Consider the following 17,879-nt stretch of genomic DNA (forward strand, 5'->3'; position numbering starts at 1 on the left):
CACCATGAACCGATTCCTGGACCGCGTCGCCGTCATCACCGGGGCGGCGGGAGGCATCGGCCGCGCCACCGCCCGCCGCCTGGCCGAGGAGGGGGCCACCGTCGTCGCCGTCGACCTCGACGAGGAGGGCGGCCGCAGCGTGGCCGAGGAGACCCGCGGCGGGTTCATCCGTGCCGACGTCACCGACGAGGCCGAGGTGGAGGCGCTGTTCTCCCAGGTCCGCGACGAGTTCGGCGGCGTGGACGTGGCCTTCAACAACGCGGGGATCTCGCCGCCCGAGGACGACTCCATCCTCACCACCGACCTCGACGCGTGGAAGCGGGTCCAGGAGGTCAACCTCACCTCCGTCTACCTGTGCTGCAAGTACGCCCTGCCGTACATGCGCGAACAGGGGAAGGGAGCGATCGTCAACACGGCTTCGTTCGTCGCCACCATGGGCGCCGCCACTTCCCAGATCTCCTACACCGCCAGCAAGGGCGGGGTGCTCGCGCTCAGCCGGGAACTGGGCGTCCAGTTCGCCCGCGAGGGCATCCGGGTCAACGCGCTCTCCCCGGGGCCGGTGGACACGCCGCTGCTGCGCGAGCTGTTCGCCAAGGACCCCGAACGCGCCGCGCGCCGCCTGGTCCACGTCCCGCTGGGGCGCTTCGCCGACGCCACCGAGATCGCCGCCGCCGTGGCCTTCCTGGCCAGTGACGACGCCTCGTTCGTCACCGCGTCCAACTTCCTCGTGGACGGCGGGATCTCCGGGGCCTACGTCACCCCGATCTAGTCTGGTCACCGTCCGACCGTACATACTCGTGCTCGCAGGAGGACCCATGCCGCCCGTCGTCGGGATCAGCGCCTACGCGGAGCAGGCCCGGTGGGGACCGGCCTGGGACCTGCCCGCGACACTGCTGCCGCAGTACTACGTGGACTCCGTCGCGGCGAGCGGCGGGGTTCCGGTCCTGCTGCCGCCGGTGGCCGGAATCGCCGGGGCGCTGGACCGGCTGGACGGGCTGCTGCTGGCCGGGGGCGGCGACATCGACCCCGGCCGGTACGGATCCCCGACCAGTGAGCACACCGCGGGGGTGCGGGCGGACCGGGACACCGCCGAGGTGGACCTGCTCGCCGGGGCGCTCGCCCGGGGCCTGCCCGTGCTCGGGGTCTGCCGGGGCATGCAGTTGCTCAACGTGTGTCGGGGAGGGACCCTCAACCAGCACCTGCCCGACCTCGTGGGCCACGCCGGACACCGTCAGCGGGTCGGCGTCTTCGACACCCACCCGGTCACCGTCGCCGAACACTCCCGCACCGCCCAGGTGCTGGGACGCACCATGCTCGACGTGCCCACCTACCACCACCAGTCCGTCGCTGACCTGGGCCGGAACGTGTCCGCCACCGCCTGGGCGGAGGACGGGACGGTCGAGGCGCTGGAGTACACGGACGTGTTCAACGTGCTCGGCGTCCAGTGGCACCCGGAGATGGGGACCGACCCCAGCCTGTTCGTCTGGCTGACCGAGCGCGCCGCCGAACGCTGATCCCGGCTCCCGCCCGCGAGGGACGAATCCGTCCGAGCGCGCTGGCACACTGTGCTGACGCCCCTGGTCAGGGGAAGGGGCCCGGCCGGGGCTGGAAGTGAACGGGGGAGACGATGGACAAGCCCACACGGACGGAGCGAGAGTCGGGGGCGCGGCCGTGAGCCCGCGGAACGGGGAACGGAACGGTCAGGGACCTCAGTGGCACCCGGGTCACCAGGGGCAGTACGGCCGGGACCAGCCCCAACCTCCCTACGCACGCCCGTACCAGGGTCACCCGCAGTTCCCCCGTTCCCACCACCCCCACTGGTCGCAGGGCCACCCGCAGCACGTCTCTGTGGACGGCCTGGCGCACGGGTGGACACGCTCGCCGGGATGGGCGCTGCCGGGGGAGCCCGGAACCATCACGGGGCGCCCCCACGGCGGCGCCGGCACCTACCTGCGCCACCTGGTGGCGTTCAGCCCGCTCCTCGGGGTGTTCTTCCTCGTCATCCTGCTCCTGGCCGCGATCCTCTTCGAGACGGCCAGCCCCGGGGCCGGCCTGACCGGCGGCATCATCGCCGGTGCCCTCGCCACGCTCTGCCTCAGCGTCTTCCCGGTGCGTCACACTCGGCGCATGCTCGTCGGCACCGTCGTGGTGATCTCCTCGGTGGGCGTCGAGCTGCGTGACCACCGGGGCTTCGAGGTGCGGCTGCGCTGGCAGGACGCGACGCAGGTCGGCAGGACCGTCGACCGCGTCGCCGCCGGACCGAGCGTCGAGGTCGGCGGGCAGCGGGTCCAGACCAGGGACCTGGAGTCCCGAGGCCTGGTGGGTTGGGGCGAACGGATCATCCCCGAGGGGGCCGCGCGCATGAGGACCGCCCTGGCCTCCCAGCCCCGCCATCCCCGGACCGGCGCCGAACTGGTCGCCGTCTCCTTCCAGGCAGCCGGAGGCCACGGCTGGGACAACCCCCTGGTCACCGAGGCCCGACGCCACCGCCCCGACCTCTTCGGCCAGCGGTAGGACACACCCGTGCGGCCCCGACTCCCGAGGGCTCCTTACGGGTGGAGTGCGCCGCGAACCCCGGTGGCCCCGGTGCTCGAGTTCCCCGACGGCTCTCGCCCGAGGCCCCGATCGGGGGTCGGACTGGTTCGAGTGCCCTGCTGAATGCGGTAAAGTTTCACCTGTTGGCGGGGCGGAGACGCCGCCGCTCAGCGGCCGGGACGTAGCGCAGTTTGGTAGCGCACTTGACTGGGGGTCAAGGGGTCGTGGGTTCAAATCCCGCCGTCCCGACAGAGAAGTTGCAGGTCATGGAGGGGTCCACCATCTGGTGGGCCCCTTTCTGCGTCTCAGGTGGGGTAAAAGTGGGGCAGAACCGGGGCCGTGTGGGGGGTCATCCCACGTCGTGCAGGATTTCGTTCCTCGCGTTTGCCGCGCATCGTCGTACCGGCCGCAGTTGGCGGCGGCAGACACGTTCGGTGGTGTCGGTACCGTTGTGGCCGACCAGCGGGGGATCTCCTCGATATGAGCTCACCTGTCCAGCTGCCCTGGCCGACGTAGCGCCGGATCCTGATCGCTTGTTCCTCAATCACCGGCAAAGAACGAGTATTCGATAGCGCTCGTCCCCGGACCCGGGGTTGTGAATACCGTCGCGGTACGGTTTACGGTCCTCCTCAACAGCCCTACGAGGGCGGACACAGTTATGGTTTCTCGTCCTGGTGACCGCGCTCGCTTCGCGCGTTCTGCGCGACGTGGACCCAAAGGAGCTGTCCGATGCTCAGCAGCGAACTGGCCGAACTGACCGGGGTCACCAAGCGCACGTTGCGCCACTACCATCAGATCGGACTGCTGCCCGAACCACCGCGCTCAGCCAGCGGGTACCGGCGCTACCACGTTGGCCACCTCGTCCGACTCCTGCGGATCACGAGAATGACCGCGCTCGGAGTGCCGTTGTCGGTGCTCCCCGAGGTGCTGGACGATGCGCAAGCCGCGGAGGAACTGCTCGACGAACTCGACCGGCAGGCGACCGCCGAGATCGAACGGCTCACCGCCCGCCGGGCCAGCATCGACGCACTGCGTCACAGCGGCGCCCCTCCCGACTTGCCTCCGGAGCTCTCGGCGTTGCGTTCCAGCCCAAGGGAGATACCTCCGGGCATGGCCCGCCACGAGCACGAACAGCTGATCCTGGTCGGACACCTGCTCGGCAAGGTCAGTCCAGAGGGAGTCGCCTCCCTGCAAGAGGAGGCGGACAGGGGGTCGTTCGCCTCCACACCTCTGATGGCACGCTTCTACACCCTGGAAGCCGATACTCCGGAGGAGGAGGTCGCCACGTTGATCGAGGAGCTGGTGGCCTACCTGGAACCGATAGCGGCGCGACTGGCCGACCAGTTCGCCCTGGTCGACCCACAGGGCTCAGAGCTCGTGGACCAACACAACGAGCGGATGCTCAAGCCCGTGCAACACCGCGTCCTGCGCCGGGTCCAGCAGCAACTGACTCCCCACGACCAGACCTGAAGCAGCCCTGCGACGCAGGGCCGCCCCTCACCCCTCAACCAGGCACGACCCAGGTGTCCAGTCAGGTGAGGCCCCCGACCTGTCCAAGCGCGCTCTGAGGCTTCGCTGCGAGCGGCGCTGGAGCGGGCTTGACTGCGACGCGACGTCATAGTTTGTGCTTGTCGCATGAAACGGACCGTCGTCTTCTACCTGACCTCGTTCGGTACCTCGTTGCTGGGCAACTCGATCACCGCGATCGCTCTGCCCCTGGTGGTGCTATTCACCACCGGGAGCCCCTTGAGCGCCGGCGTCGTGGCGATCGCCGCTGCGGTGCCCGCGGCCCTGGCGGGGCTGCTCATGGGGTCGCTCGTCGATCGGATCAACCGACGCACTGCCGCCGTTCTCTCCGACGTCATCTCGGCGGCGGCGCTGCTGGTCCTGCCGATCGTTGATCTCACGATCGGGTTGAGCCTGGGCTGGTTCCTCGCCGTGGCCGTTCTGAACTCGTTCGGGGACGTGCCGGGCCTCACCGCACGGGAGGCGATGCTGCCGGCGATCGCCAGGGCCGCCGCAATGGACTCCTCACGGCTCATCGGACTACGGGAGTCTCTGGCCGGGGTGTCGCTGCTGCTCGGCCCGGCCATCGCAGGGATCCTGGTCGCCGCTTTCGCGCCGGTCACAGTGCTATGGATCACCTCCGGTCTGGCGACGACGGCGGCCCTACTCACGCTCCTCATCCCCAAGAGTGCGACTGTGCTCGCCCCTGACCACACGGAGGCTTCCACAACACCGCCCGCGAGATCGGTGTTCCACGGCCTGGGGGTCATCGTCCGGTCCCCGCTGCTGCGCGGACTGGTCCTGCTGGGCATGGCCCTGGCCATCGTGCTGGCCGCGACGCAGGGCATGGTGATCCCGGTCCACTTCGCGTTCCAAGACGAGCCCCAGTTCGTCGGATTCGTGCTCAGCGCACTTGCCGCGGGCCTGTTGATCGGCGGCGGATGCTTCGCGGTTCTCGGCCACCGCATCCCGCACCGCGTTTGGTTCACCACCGGTCTCGTCCTCGTCGCGATGGGCTTCTCCATCATCGGCGTCCTCGGCCCTGTCTGGTCGATCTTCGCCGGGGCGGCGATCGTCGGCGTCGGCGGCGGCTCCATGAACGCCGTGATCGGACTCGCGTTCATCGAGAACGTCGACGACTCCCAACGCGGCACGGTGCTGGGCGCGCAGAACGCCATCATGACTCTGGTCCCCGCAGCGGGCATCGGTGTCGCCGCCGTGCTCATCGAGGTCAGCGGTCTGCACCTCGCGACGACCGCTCTCGCGGCACTGTGGATCCTCGCGGCCATCGGCGCGCTGCTCACCCCACGCCTTCGCCGCTTGGGACAGCACGAGGCCTGATGAACCTCAGTCTCCGTGGGGCTCATCGCCTGCGGCGAGGGATTTCCCAGGCTCTCTACCGCGGGAAGGCGTGCTCGGGCGGCAAACACTTCCGGTGGTGAGCGCTCTTGCCTCTCTGGCACAGGTTCTGCCTTGCCAGGGTCCGCGATGACGGTGAGAAGCAGGGGTGACCGGTCGACAACGCCATCACGATCAAACCCCCGTTCACCGATTCCACGCCAACCATAAGAAAGGAAACACAACCATGCGAATCTTCGAAAACTTCCGAACCGTGCTGCGCGAGAACTGGAGGACCTACCTCCTACTCAACCTCGTCGTCTACGGCACCCTCGTCGTGACGATGATCGTGACCCCGCTCATCCCCGGGATGTACGAGTTGGGGCTCAACAACGTGGAAGCGTTCCTCGAAGCGCCGGGTTCCTCCATCGTCGTCGACGCTTATGCCAGCGGCAGCATCGTGAAGGCAACGCTGTTGACGTTCCTTGCGAACCTCCTGTTCGCCGCCCTGTTGACGACGACTCTGCCCTCGCTCGGCATCCCCTTCTTCGGTGTGGTCGCGACGCTAGGACGTGCCGTTTTCATCGGCATGCCGTTCTCTCCGACATCGTCTGAAGAGGCGATGATGGTCATCATCAGTTCGCCTGTGCTCTTGATCGAGTTCCAGGCCTATGTCCTGGCGATGCTGGGGTCCGTCATCCTCTGGCAGTCGACCTTCGGCTACCGGCGGCGCGAACTTCCGTCGGCTTGGGCCGGGTACCGGGCGGGCATCAGAGACAACATCCGTCTCTACCCCCTCATCGTCGTGGTGCTCATCGGCATCGCGTTGATCGAGGCATTCACGTACAACTTCCTGCACTGAGGTTTTCTGAGCAAGTTCCTCTGGTGGCCTGAACGTGCGTTCTGGCCAGGTGATCCGTGTGGTTCAGCGACCTTCCCCGACTCCCCATGGCTCGCTTCAGTTTGACTGGGGGTCAAGGGGTCGTGGGTTCACATCCCGCCGTCCCGACAAACCAAGGGCGTTCACTCAGGTGAACGCCCTTCTTCGTGTTCCGAGGCCGACCGCTCCGGGGGCCGTGACGCACAGCCACAGTGGACTCCCCGGCGCCCGTCATCGGCCCACGGATCCCCGGCGAACCGCCACCAGTCCGGGGGGCCACCGCACGTACTCGAAGGCGAAGCGCGGGTGCGGCTGCTGGCGGGTGAGCCGTGAAGCGGACGCTGTCCCGCTCTATGGCCCGTTCTCCGCACGCGATACCGTGTGCCGGTGCCTTCACCGATATCTGCCTCGTTCTCCGACTTCGCCGACATCGACGCCTTCACGCGGATTCCCAGGATCTCCGCCGTGGCAGCCGGGCCCGACGGGCGGGTGGTGGCCTCGATCGACGAAGTCGACGAACACGGATCCCAACGCAGGTCGGCCCTGTGGGCGCTCGACCCGGAGGGCCTGACCCCGGCCCGGAGACTGACCTTCTCCACGGACGGCGAGGACGCACCGCGGCTCACCCCCGACGGTTCGCTGCTGTTCACCTCCCGGCGCCCCGACCCGGACGACGACTCGGCTGGGGGCACTGCGGCCGTCTGGCGCCTGCCCGAACACGGGGAGGCGGCCCTCGTCGCCCGGACCCCCGCGGGCCTGAGCGTCTCCGGTGTCGCGAAGGACGGCTCGATCCTCGCGAAGACGAGCGTCCTGGCCGGATCCACCCTGGAGGATGACGCGGACCGTCGCAAGGCCAGGAGGGCCGCCAAGCGGAGCACCATCTGGCACACCGGCATGCCGATCCGCCGTTGGGACCACGAACTCGGCGACGTCAGCCCACGCCTGGTGCTCATCTCCCCTGACGGCGGGATCAGCGACCTGACCGACGGCGTCGACACCCTGGCGCTCTCGGATGCGTCGGCCGACCTGTCCCCGGACGGCCGAACCGTCGCGACGACCTGGACCGAACGGGTCGAGGGCGGGCAGACCCGGACCGGTGTCGTCCTCATCGACACCGACAGCCGCGAACGATCCACCCTGCTGGCCGCTGACGAGCACCAGGAGTACGGCTCCCCGGTGTTCTCGCGCGACGGGGCCCACGTGGCGGTCACGCGCATCACGATCTCCACCCCCACCGACACCGGTTACGACTTCCTGGAGATCCACCCGCTGACGGGTGGTGAGCCGGTCAGGGTCGACGTCGGAGACCTCACGATCAGGGGGTACGTCTGGAGCTACGACGGCACCCTCCTGGTCACCGGCGATCTGCACTCCTCCGGCGCCGTGCTCGCCGTCGACCCGAGCACCGGCGAGGCGCGCACCCTGGCGGACGCCGGTGTGTTCACCTCGCTGGCTCCCGCGCCGGACGGCTCCCTGTTCGCGCTGCGTTCCGACGTCGCCACCCCCGCGCGTCCGGTACGGCTGGCGCCCGACGGTGAGCGGACCGAACTCCCCGCACCGGGTTCGGTGGACGCCCTGCCCGGCACCCTGGAACGGGTGTGGACCGACGTCGACGGCGTACGGGTCGGCGGATGGCTGTGCCTGCCTGACGGCGCCTCCCAGACCGACCCGGCGCCGGTGATGCTGTGGATCCACGGCGGTCCCCACGGATCCTTCAACGCGTGGTCCTGGCGGTGGTGCCCGTGGCTGGCCGTCGCCCGGGGCTACGCCGTGCTGATGCCCGACTTCGCCATGTCCAGCGGCTACGGGCACGCGGGGTTGAACCGCGGCTGGCCCAGGCTGCCGGACGTCGTCTACGGGGAGTGCGAGGCTCTGCTCGACCAGGAGCTGGAGCGCCCCGAACTGGACGGTTCGCGCACGGCGCTGCTCGGTGCCTCCTTCGGAGGCTTCATGGTCAGCTGGATCGCCGGTCGGACCGACCGCTTCTCGGCGGTCGTCACCCACGCTGGTTCGTGGGCGATGGGGCAACAGCACCGCACCACCGACGCCGCCGCGAAGAAGATGCGCGTGCACGGCCGCGAGGACCAGCAGCCCGAGTGGTACCGGGACAACTCCCCGCACCAGGGCGCGTCGCGTGTGGTCACGCCGGTGCTGATCACCCACGGCAACCGGGACTACCGGGTGCCGATCAGCGAGGCGCTGCGGATGTGGTGGGACCTGGTCTCGGGCTGGGACGGCCCGCCGGAGACCATGCCGCACCGGTTCCTCCAGCTGACCGGCGAGAACCACTGGGTGCTCACGCCCTCCAACGGCCGCGTGTGGAACGAGACCGTGCTGGCCTTCTGCGACCAGCACCTCCGGGGCGGTGACCCGATCCCCGAGATCCTGCCGTGGTGATGGTTCCACGGTCACGTCAGTGAGGCGAACAACTGAGAGGACGGGACAGCTTGTCGGACAGATCAACCGTAGGAAACGGGAGCGCGCGTCCATGGCGGACCGGTTCCCGTGTCGCAGCGTCGGCACTCGTCATGGCCCCCGCCCTGGCGCTCGTGGCTCCCGCGCACGCCGAGCCGGCGGACGGCTGCCTGGGTGAGGAGGGCGCGACGGTCGAGGAGGCGCGGGTCGAGCAGGAGGTCCCGCAGGAGATCCTGCGCGGGTCCGGGTTCGACGCCGCCGTGGACCGCTTCGAAGAGGAACTGTGCGCGGCGTCCGACCTGGACGGTGCCGGTGCGGTCGTCCAAGGACACGGGGAAGCGCTCTGGAGGGACGCGGTGGAGCGCGTCCAGGCCCCCGGGGAGGTCGAGGGGGACCTGAGCGCCGAGGATGACCGGCCGCTCTACTGGGCGCGGCTCGCCATGACCTCCGCGCTCAACCGCTGGGAGCCCGGGTTCGCGCTGAGCGGGGCCGAGCGCGCCGAACTCGTGGCCGATCTGGAACGACGCTCCCGGGGCCAGGACGGAGAGGACTTCGCGGAGGCCCCCGGGGAAGCCGACGTCAGCCACGTGGTCGTCACCGGGTTCGACCCGTTCCTCCTCGACGACGACATCCGCCAGGCCAACCCCTCCGGCGCCGCGGCCCTGGCCCTCGACGGAGCGGTGCTGGAGACAGCCGACGGCGTCGCGGTGGTCAAGGCGATGCTCTACCCGGTGCGCTGGAGGGACTTCACCGACGGCATGGTCGAGCAGTCCCTCCTGCCCTACTACACCGGTGACCAGCCGGCCGACGCGGTCATCACGGTCAGCCAGGGTTCGCCGGGGAGGTTCGACCTCGAGGCGCACAACGGTGCCTGGCGCGGTGGCTTCCAGGACAACGAGGTGCTCGGTACGCCCGAGATCATCCCCGTTCCCGAGGGCGTTCCCACCGTCTCCCCCCAGCCCCAGTGGTCGGACTCCTCCCTGGACCGCCCCGCCATCGTCGAGGAGACCACCGGGGCTCCCTTCCCCGTGTTCGACAACACCGAGGTGACCGAGATCCCGGCGGGCGGGACCGCGCCCGTGGTGCGCCCTGACGGCCCCACCCCCGGTTCCGAGGCGCGGTCCGGCGGCGGAGGGAACTACCTCTCCAACGAGATCGCGTACCGCAACACCCTGCTGCGCGACGCCACCGAAGGGGACGTCCCCGCAGGTCACATCCACACTCCGGTGCTGAACCTCGGCCTCGGCGGGAACATCTCCGATCCGGCCTTCGAAGAGGAGCGCGAGGCGATCGTCCGCCAGGTCGAGGACATCGTCGCGGCCTCGATCCGCTAGCGAATCGCCCGTCCGGGCCCGCCCGTGTGCGCAGGCCCGGACGGGCGCCCCCCGTTCGGCTCAGACCACGACCTCCCGGCAGACCTCGATGAAGGCCTGGGTCCGCCGGACCGGCGCACGGTCGGTCAGCTGGACGATCTCGATGCCCAGCCCCTCGGGCTCGACGTCCAGCTCCCGGGTCGCGTACGGCAGGTCCTCGTAGCTGCGTTCCAGCACGGTGCGCTGGGTCAGCAGCGCGTTGCCCAGGCCGCGCGCGACCAGGGCGCGGACCATCTCGAAGCTGGTCGTCCGGAAGCGTACGTTGGGGGTCAGCCCGGCCCGGGTGAACAGGCCGAGGAAGTACTCGCCGCCGGGCGGCAGGTCGAACAGGATCAGCGGTTCGACGGCCAGGTCGGCCAGGCTCGGCCGCTCCTTGGCGCTCACCGCCCCGCCCACGGGGGCGAGGACGTACGGGGGATCGGACCGCAGCGGCAGCGCGGTCACCCCGCTCGTGGTGCGCACCGAGGCCAGCTTGTAGTCGTAGGTGATCGCCAGGTCGATCCGCGTGTTCAGCAGGTCCTCCAGGAGCCTCTCGTGCGCGGCCTCGACGAAGGAGAGCTGGACGCTGGGGTGACGGCGGGAGAACTCGGCGATCACCCTCGGCAGCAGTATCGGCGCGATCGTGGCGTAGCAGCCGATGGTGAGTGTGCCCTCGATCTGCTCCCGTTCCTGGCGCGCCGACTCCCTGAACTGGGCGAGGCTGGCCAGCACGTTGTCGGCGGCCGCGATCGCGCGCTGGCCGGACGTGGTGAGCCGCATCCCCTTCTGTGAGCGCACGAACAGGGTGATGCCGAGGGCCGACTCCAGCTCGACCAGGGCGGTCGAGACCGCCGACTGCGACACGAACAGCTCGCGCGCGGCGGCGGTCACCGAACCGTGCCTCGCGACGGTCGTCAGGTACTCCAGTTGACGCAGGCTCACGTCCGCCATGCCCGCCCCACTCTCGGTTATCAGTTTTTCCGATGGGCAAGTTCAGATCTATGTGTTGTACAGATCGTACTTCGCACCCCGATACTCGTGACCCAGGCCACAGGCAGGGCGTCCCCCGGGCCCGTCCGTGCCTTGAGTAACGAGTCCCCAGGAGGCGAGATGACCGGTGCGACCCCGGATTCAGTGGACCGGAAGGACCTGCGCCGCAGCGTGTTCGCCGGAGCGGTGGGCGTCTTCGTCCACTGGTTCGACTGGGCCGTCTACGCGTACCTGGCCACCACCATGGCAAAGGTCTTCTTCCCCGAGCAGGACGGCACCACCGGACTGCTCTCGGTGTTCGCGGTCTTCGCCGTGGCGTTCTTCGTACGACCGCTCGGCTCCGTGCTGTTCGGACACCTCGGAGACCGGTTCGGACGCAAGACCACCCTGTCCATCGTCATCATCTCGATGGCGGCGGGCACGCTCATGCTCGGGCTGCTGCCCACCTACGACTCCGTCGGCATCCTCGCGCCGATCCTGCTCGTGGTCGCCCGCGTGATCCAGGGGCTCGCGGCGGGCGGGGAGTTCGGCAGCGCCGCCGCCTTCCTCGCGGAGTTCTCGCCGCCCAAGCGGCGGGGCTTCGGGTGCTCGTGGATCGAGTTCGGCTCGGTCGCCGGGTTCCTGTGCGCGTCGTTCGCGGTGTGGGCGCTCCACGCGGCCTTCCCGGCCGAGGTCGTCCTCGACTGGGCCTGGCGGATCCCCTTCCTGCTGACGGTGCCCATGGCGGCGGTCGGCCTCTACATCCGCCTGAAGATCGAGGACACGCCCGAGTACCGCGCGCTGGAGGACATGAACAACGTCCCCAGCCAGCCGGTCGTGGAGGTGTTCCGCTCCAACGGCAAGCAGTTCCTCCAGACGGTGGGCATCGAGACGTTCATGAACTCGACCTTCTACATCGTCCTCGTGTACCTGATCACCTACCAGGAGGAGATCGTGGGGGTGCCCGCGGACCGGGCCGCCCTGCTCTCCGCCGCCGCCTCGGTGGTGGCCATGGGTGTGATCCCGCTGTCGGGCATGATCTCCGACCGGGTGGGCCGCAAGCCGGTGCTGTACACCGCCGCCGGCGCGATGATCGTCGGCTCCGTGCCCCTCTTCCTGCTCATGCAGGCGAACACGTCGTGGGCGGCCTTCCTCGCCACCTTCGGACTCGCGGTGATCCTCGCCGTCATCCTGGGCACGCACGCGTCGACGGTGGCGGAGCTCTTCCCCACGCGTACCCGCCAGAGCGGCCTCTCCATGGCCTACAGCGTCGCCGGTGCCTTCTTCGCGGGCACCCTGCCGTACCTGATGACCTGGCTGATCTCGGTGACCGGAAGCTCCATGGTCCCGGGTTTCACGATGATCGTGATCGGCGTCATCGGTGCCGTCACCCTGCGGACCATGCCCGAGACCAGGGGATCCGACCTTCTGCACGAGAGCGACCGCGCGCGGGTCTGACCCGCCGACCGGCCCCGTGCCCGGGGGCTCGCGCCGTCGAGCCCCCACCAGTACCTCGCAACCGTCCATGGGAGTGGAGAGCAGTATGTCCGTTGAGGAGATCGAAGTCGTCGTCGTCGGAGGGGGGCAGGCCGGGATCGCGACGAGCGAGCACCTGCGCGGCCGCCGTGTTCCGCACGTCGTCCTCGAACGGCACCGCGTCGCCGAGCGCTGGCGTTCGGAGCGGTGGGACTCCCTGGTCACCAACGGGCCCGTCTGGCACGACCGGTTCCCCGGGATGGAGTTCGACGGCCTGGGTCCCGAGGACTTCGCCACGAAGGAACAGGTGGCCGACTACCTGGCCGCCTACGCGGAGAGGATCGACGCTCCGCTGCGCTGCGGGGTCGAGGTGACCTCCGTACGCAGGCACGACGGCCGCAGGGGCTTTCGCGTGGAGACCTCGGACGGCGTCTACGACGCACGTTACGTCGTGGCCGCCACCGGACCGTTCCAGCGTCCGGTGATCCCGCCGATCATCCCGGAGGGGGAGGGGCCGGTCCAGATCCACTCCAGCGGTTACCGCAACCCGGCGCAGCTGCCCGAGGGCGGCGTCCTCGTGGTCGGGTCCGGGTCGTCGGGCGTGCAGATCGCCGACGAACTCCGCGCCTCCGGCCGTCCGGTGTACCTGTCCGTCGGCCCGCACGACCGTCCTCCGCGCCGGTACCGGGGACACGACTTCGTCTGGTGGCTGGGCGTGCTCGGCAAGTGGGAGGCCTCGACCCCGCCCCAGGGCGCCGAGCACGTGACGATCGCGGTCAGCGGTGCCCACGGCGGCCACACCGTGGACTTCCGGGGGCTGGCCGAGCGGGGCGTCACACTGGTGGGCCGGACCGAGACCTACGCGGGCGGGACCGTGCGCTTCGCCTCCGACCTGCGGGACAACGTCGTCGGCGGCGACGCCAACTACCTGGCGCTGTTGGACGAGGCCGACGCCTACGTCACCCGCAACGGGCTCGATCTCCCCGAGGAGCCCGAGGCCAGGGCCCTGGGACACCTCCCGGACTCGGTGACCGACCCCGTCCTCGAACTCGACCTCGCCGCCGCCGGGGTCACCTCCGTCGTCTGGGCGACGGGCTTCACCGCCGACTACGGCTGGCTGCCCGCGGACGCCTGCGACGAGCACGGCAGGCCGAGGCACCAGCGCGGGGTCTCCAGCGAGCCCGGCGTCTACTTCGTGGGGCTGCCCTGGCAGTCGCGCCGGGGATCGAGCTTCCTCTGGGGGGCCTGGCACGACGCGAGCTACGTGGCCGACCAGATCTCCATCCAGAGGGGATACATGGAACACAACGACGCCCACCCGCGCCCGTCCCACGTCCAGAGGTGAGAGCACCCATGACCACGCACACCCGCATCCGCAAGTTCAACACCCGCGACACCTACCCCGAGCAGAACATCGACAACGACCTCTGCCAGGCCGTCGTCGCCGGGGGAGTCGTCTACCTGCGCGGCCAGATCGGCCAGGACCTGGAGACCCGGGAGTCGGTCGGCGTCGGCGACGTCCGCGCCCAGACCGAGAAGGCCATGGCCAACATCGACCTCCTTCTGCGGGAGGCGGGCAGCGGCCTCCAGGACATCGTCAAGGTGACGGTCTACCTGGTCGACCCGCGTTACCGCGAGGACGTGTACCGGGAGATGGGGCGCTGGCTCAAGGGCGTCCACCCGGTCTCCACCGGGATCGTCGTCCAGGCGCTGGCCCGGCCGGAGTGGCTGGTGGAGATCGACGCCACCGCCGTGATCTCGGGGGGCCGGGAGTGACCTTCTCCATCGCGGCACACCAGGACGGCAGGTTCGGCGTCGCGGCGGTGTCCTCCTCGCCGGCGGTCGCCGCGCGCGTCGTCCACCTGCGGGACTCCGTCGGGGCCGTCGCGTCGCAGAACATCACCGACCCCCGGCTGGGTTCGGCCCTGCTGGACCGGCTGGAGGCGGGCGCGAGCCCCGAGGCGGCCCTGGAAGAGGTCGTCGGGGCCGCCCCGAACTCCAACTACCGCCAGCTCACCGTGGTGGACGCCTCGGGTGCGGCGGCGACGTTCAGCGGGGGGCTCACCCTCGGCGTGCACGGCGAGGCCACCGGTCCGCACTGCGCGGCCGCGGGCAACATGCTCACCCGCGCCGACATCCCCGCGATCATGTGCGAGGCCTTCGCCTCGGCCGGGGGAGAGCTGGAGGAACGCCTGCTCACGGCGCTCTCGGCCGCACTGGCGGCGGGGGGTGAGGCCGGGCCGGTGTACTCGGCGGGGTTGTCCACCGTGTCCGGTCACGGCTGGCGCGACACAGACCTGCGCGTGGACTGGCAGGACGAACCCGTCGAGGCGCTGCGAGGGTTGCTCGACGTCTGGCTGCCCCAGCGCGACGACTACGTCCAGCGCGGCCTGGACCCGGCCGCCTCACCCGGATACGGGGTGCCCGGCGATGACCGCTGAGACGCACCGCCCGCCCGATGTCTCCGATCAGCTCGCGCGGCTGATCGCCTACTCCGAGATCCTGCACGCACATCCGGAGACCGCCTGGCGGGAACACCGCGCGGCGGCGTGGACGGCCGAACTGCTCGACGAGTTCGGTTTCGAGACGACCACCTCCTACCTCGGCTTCCCGACTGCGGTGCACGGCTCCTACGGGTCGGGCAGCCGCAGGGTGGGCCTGGTCGTGGAGTACGACGCCCTGCCCGGCCTGGGCCACGCGTGCGGGCACAACCTGATCGCCGCGATGTCGGCGGGCGCGGCGATCGCGCTCCGGCCCTGGGCGGACCGTCTCGACCTGCGGATCGAGGTCGTCGGAGCCCCGGCCGAGGAGGGCGGCGGGGGCAAGGTCGAGCTGTTGGACGCGGGCGCCTTCCACGGCCTGGACCTGGCGCTGATGGCCCACCCGGGACCGGTTGACGCTCCCCGCGCCGAGCCGTACGCGGTCGCCCACGACCACGTCCGCTTCACCGGGCAAACGGCCCACGCGGCCGCCTACCCGCACGAGGGCCGTAACGCCAACGACGCCTTCGTGGTCGCCCAGGTGGCCCTGGGGCTGCTGCGGCAGCAGCTTCCGCCCCACACGCGGGTGCACGGAATCCAGACCGTCGGAGGGGAGGCCCCCAACGCCATCCCCGGTGTCACCGAGGGCCGGTGGTACACCCGGGCCCGGACCCTGGCGGAGCTGGAACCGCTCAGGGATCGGGTGGAGCGGTGCTTCGAGGCGGGGGCGTTGGCCACCGACACCGAGCTGGAGTTCACGCCCGAGTCCCAGCCCTACTCCGAGTTCCGCACGGACGAGCGCGCCCTGGAGATCTACACGCGCCACGCCCTGGCGATCGGTCGCCGGTTCGACGCTCCGGTGGAGCACCAGACGATGAACCGCGCCTCGACGGACATGGGCAACGTCTCCCAGCACGTGCCCGCCATCCACCCCTACATCGGCCTGGACTGCTTCCCGGTGAGCAACCACCAGCCGGAGTTCGCCGCCGTGTGCGTGGGCGAGGCCGCCAACCGGGTCATCGAGGACGGCGCCACGCTGCTCGCGCGGACCGCCCACGAGTACTTCTCCTAGCTCGCACGGCCCGGCCCCCGGGGTGGTCCGTTCAGTAGCGGGCCACCCCGGGCTTCCAGAGGGTGGCCCGCTCCACCACGTAGACCTCCAGGTTGCCCACGCTCGCTCCGCACGTGTCCTGCCGCTCGGTGGCGACCAGGGCCGAGGCGATCAGCTCCGCGCGGTGCCGCTCCTCGGGCTCGGTGTCGCCCACCGGGATCACCTGGCGCACGTGGTGGCAGCGCGCGCGGCCGCTGGTGTGCACCAGACCCACCACGTACGTGCGCTTCCAGCGCCGTAGGGCGGCCTGGTGCGGGATCACGTACCGGTAGCGGCAGCGTACCCGGGTGCCGTCGGGCAGTCCCGCCTCGGCCTGGTAGGTGATCGACCACCAGTTCTCGGCCACGGGCACGACCGTCGCGTGCATGGCTCTCGCCCATGCCTCCAGGGTCGACCGGTTCTCGGCCTCGATGACGGCGGCGTCGGTCACGGCGCCCTCCGCGCTGTTGAACGGACCCCGGGCGTCCCCTCGAGTCGCCCGGGGCTCTGACATGTGATCACTCTAGGTGGCCAGTGGGATCCGAAGGGTACAGATTGTGTCCCCAGTGTCGAGACCGTTCGCCCGTTCAGGACAGCAGGCCGATCCGTTCGGCCAGAACCCCCGCCCCGTCGCGGCGCCGGGGATCGCGTGACTCCAGCTCCTCCAACACCATGTGGCGGGCGAAGGCGTTGTAACGGACCGTCTCCGGAGCCGCCGCGTGCGCGGCCTCCAGCACCCGCAGCGCCTCGTCCCGCTGTCCGGCCAGACGGTGGGCGCGGGCCTGCTCGATCCGGTGCCGGGCCCCGCGCGGCCTCGACGGGATCGCCTCCGCCGGGGCGCGTCCGGACTGGCGGACCGCCTCGTGCCCGCTGCGCAGCTCCACCGCCACGGTCACCGCGTGGGCGCCGATCACCGGCCGGGAGAACGAGGTCATCGGGTGGTAGTAGGACGCGGGCAGCCGCTCGGCCGCCTTCCGGGCGGTGTCCCAGTGCCGCCACGCCGTCCCCGCCTCCCCGCGCCGCGCCGCCGTGTACCCGGCCTCGAACCGCAGTGCGCCCCACACCGCCAGCACGTCCAGGTCGGCGTCCGGCAGGTGCCGCTCCAGGTGGCGGCTGGCCTCCTCAGTGACAGCGTCCGCCGCCTCCCAGTCGCCCGCGTCCCGGTGCGCCTGGGCCAGCAGCCAGGCCGCCACCCCCAGGGCGTGCGGGTCCTCCGCCTCCTGCGCGGCGACCATGCCGCGTTCGGCCACCCGCCACAGAAGGCTCTGCGCGGGCTGGTAGGCGATGAAGAACTGCGCCAGCGAGCACACCTCCGACAGCACCGAGTTCGCCGCACGCCGGTCCGTCCCGTTCTCGGCGCCGCGCACCGCCCGCTGGGCGTCATCGAACAGCCCGGGGAGCAGGCGCCCCACCACGTCGCGGTGGTTGGGCGCCGAGTGCCGCGCCCGCCAGGCCCCCGCCAGCCGGGCGCGCAGCCGCTCCACCGTGGGAACCGGCCGGTCGTCGCCCAGCGCGAGGGAGTTGACCGACGCTCGGACCCTCGGCAGCAGCGTGTGCCCCGGACCGCTGAACAGTGCCACGGGTACGGACTGCTTGCCGGTGAGTTCGGCCAGGTCACGAAGGTGCAGCGCCTCCACCAGGGACAGGAGGACCGGGAGTCTGGGCGTGCCCAGCCGTCCGGTCTCCAGGGCCTTGACCCACGAGGCGGAACGCCCCACGAGGCCGCCGAGCACCTCCCTGGTCAGACCTCGTCTGGTGCGGTTCAGCTTGAGACGGGTACCGAAGGGGATGTCGACCTCGTACGGGTCCGGGGTGCCGTCCACGGGCATCGCGGTTTC

General features: G+C 70.5%; 16 protein-coding genes and 1 tRNA gene. 14 read left to right on the forward strand and 3 right to left on the reverse strand.

The annotated features are described in order from the left end of the window. The first annotated feature begins 4 nt into the window (after window positions 1–4). The 9 genes from BDW27_RS08465 (at window position 5) to BDW27_RS08505 (ending at window position 10,008) form a co-directional block, all read left to right on the forward strand. Complete coding sequence (locus BDW27_RS08465; protein WP_017544620.1) at window positions 5–769, forward strand: 3-oxoacyl-ACP reductase; 765 nt, start codon at window positions 5–7, stop codon at window positions 767–769. Window positions 770–815: 46 nt separating this feature from the next. Continuing rightward, the gene (locus BDW27_RS08470; protein WP_110048901.1) at window positions 816–1,514 is read left to right on the forward strand and encodes a gamma-glutamyl-gamma-aminobutyrate hydrolase family protein; all 699 of its coding nucleotides are present in this window, start codon (window positions 816–818) and stop codon (window positions 1,512–1,514) included. A 334-nt stretch (window positions 1,515–1,848) separates the two neighbouring features. Next, on the forward strand, window positions 1,849–2,514 hold the full coding sequence (locus tag BDW27_RS08475) for a hypothetical protein (RefSeq protein ID WP_233515690.1): 666 nt from the start codon (window positions 1,849–1,851) through the stop codon (window positions 2,512–2,514). A 196-nt stretch (window positions 2,515–2,710) separates the two neighbouring features. Continuing rightward, window positions 2,711–2,784 (forward strand) — tRNA-Pro (locus BDW27_RS08480). A 480-nt stretch (window positions 2,785–3,264) separates the two neighbouring features. Next, window positions 3,265–4,005, forward strand: coding sequence for a MerR family transcriptional regulator (locus BDW27_RS08485; RefSeq protein ID WP_017544623.1), 741 nt, complete (start codon window positions 3,265–3,267; stop codon window positions 4,003–4,005). A 165-nt stretch (window positions 4,006–4,170) separates the two neighbouring features. Further along, window positions 4,171–5,382, forward strand: a complete 1,212-nt coding sequence (locus BDW27_RS08490) for an MFS transporter (protein ID WP_110048903.1) — start codon at window positions 4,171–4,173, stop codon at window positions 5,380–5,382. A gap of 244 nt (window positions 5,383–5,626) precedes the next feature. After that, a complete protein-coding gene (locus tag BDW27_RS08495) occupies window positions 5,627–6,241 on the forward strand; it encodes a hypothetical protein (RefSeq protein ID WP_110048904.1) in 615 nt (204 codons plus the stop codon). Between the two features lie 405 nt (window positions 6,242–6,646). After that, window positions 6,647–8,656, forward strand: coding sequence for a prolyl oligopeptidase family serine peptidase (locus BDW27_RS08500; RefSeq protein ID WP_110049080.1), 2,010 nt, complete (start codon window positions 6,647–6,649; stop codon window positions 8,654–8,656). 131 nt (window positions 8,657–8,787) lie between these two features. After that, a complete protein-coding gene (locus tag BDW27_RS08505) occupies window positions 8,788–10,008 on the forward strand; it encodes a pyroglutamyl peptidase (protein WP_110048905.1) in 1,221 nt (406 codons plus the stop codon). Window positions 10,009–10,068: 60 nt separating this feature from the next. Here BDW27_RS08505 and BDW27_RS08510 read toward each other — a convergent pair whose 3' ends face one another. Next, window positions 10,069–10,977 carry a LysR substrate-binding domain-containing protein gene (locus BDW27_RS08510; RefSeq protein WP_017544628.1) on the reverse strand — a complete coding sequence of 303 codons (909 nt, stop codon included), beginning with the start codon at window positions 10,975–10,977 and terminating at the stop codon, window positions 10,069–10,071. Between the two features lie 159 nt (window positions 10,978–11,136). On the opposite strand from BDW27_RS08510, the gene BDW27_RS08515 reads away from it, so the two are divergent. From BDW27_RS08515 to BDW27_RS08535, 5 genes are all read left to right on the forward strand, one after another. Continuing rightward, entirely contained in the window at window positions 11,137–12,453 is a 1,317-nt protein-coding gene (locus BDW27_RS08515; protein WP_017544629.1) for an MFS transporter, read from the forward strand. 85 nt (window positions 12,454–12,538) lie between these two features. Beyond that, on the forward strand, window positions 12,539–13,816 hold the full coding sequence (locus tag BDW27_RS08520; protein ID WP_110048906.1) for an NAD(P)/FAD-dependent oxidoreductase: 1,278 nt from the start codon (window positions 12,539–12,541) through the stop codon (window positions 13,814–13,816). Between the two features lie 8 nt (window positions 13,817–13,824). Continuing rightward, complete coding sequence (locus BDW27_RS08525; protein WP_017544631.1) at window positions 13,825–14,247, forward strand: RidA family protein; 423 nt, start codon at window positions 13,825–13,827, stop codon at window positions 14,245–14,247. Continuing rightward, complete coding sequence (locus BDW27_RS08530) at window positions 14,244–14,912, forward strand: DUF1028 domain-containing protein (RefSeq protein ID WP_017544632.1); 669 nt, start codon at window positions 14,244–14,246, stop codon at window positions 14,910–14,912. The genes BDW27_RS08525 and BDW27_RS08530 overlap by 4 nt, the downstream gene beginning before the upstream one ends. After that, the gene (locus BDW27_RS08535; RefSeq protein ID WP_110048907.1) at window positions 14,902–16,023 is read left to right on the forward strand and encodes a M20 family metallopeptidase; all 1,122 of its coding nucleotides are present in this window, start codon (window positions 14,902–14,904) and stop codon (window positions 16,021–16,023) included. The genes BDW27_RS08530 and BDW27_RS08535 overlap by 11 nt, the downstream gene beginning before the upstream one ends. Window positions 16,024–16,054: 31 nt before the next feature. Here the strand turns inward: BDW27_RS08535 and BDW27_RS08540 are convergent, their stop codons facing one another. Both BDW27_RS08540 and BDW27_RS28070 read right to left on the reverse strand, forming a co-directional pair. Then, window positions 16,055–16,555, reverse strand: a complete 501-nt coding sequence (locus BDW27_RS08540; protein WP_233515691.1) for a hypothetical protein — start codon at window positions 16,553–16,555, stop codon at window positions 16,055–16,057. A 73-nt stretch (window positions 16,556–16,628) separates the two neighbouring features. After that, complete coding sequence (locus tag BDW27_RS28070) at window positions 16,629–17,870, reverse strand: helix-turn-helix transcriptional regulator (protein WP_110048908.1); 1,242 nt, start codon at window positions 17,868–17,870, stop codon at window positions 16,629–16,631. Between the last annotated feature and the right edge of the window lie 9 nt (window positions 17,871–17,879).

Origin of the sequence: Nocardiopsis sp. L17-MgMaSL7 (assembly GCF_003182025.1) — a bacterium.
Lineage (GTDB): Bacteria > Actinomycetota > Actinomycetes > Streptosporangiales > Streptosporangiaceae > Nocardiopsis > Nocardiopsis prasina.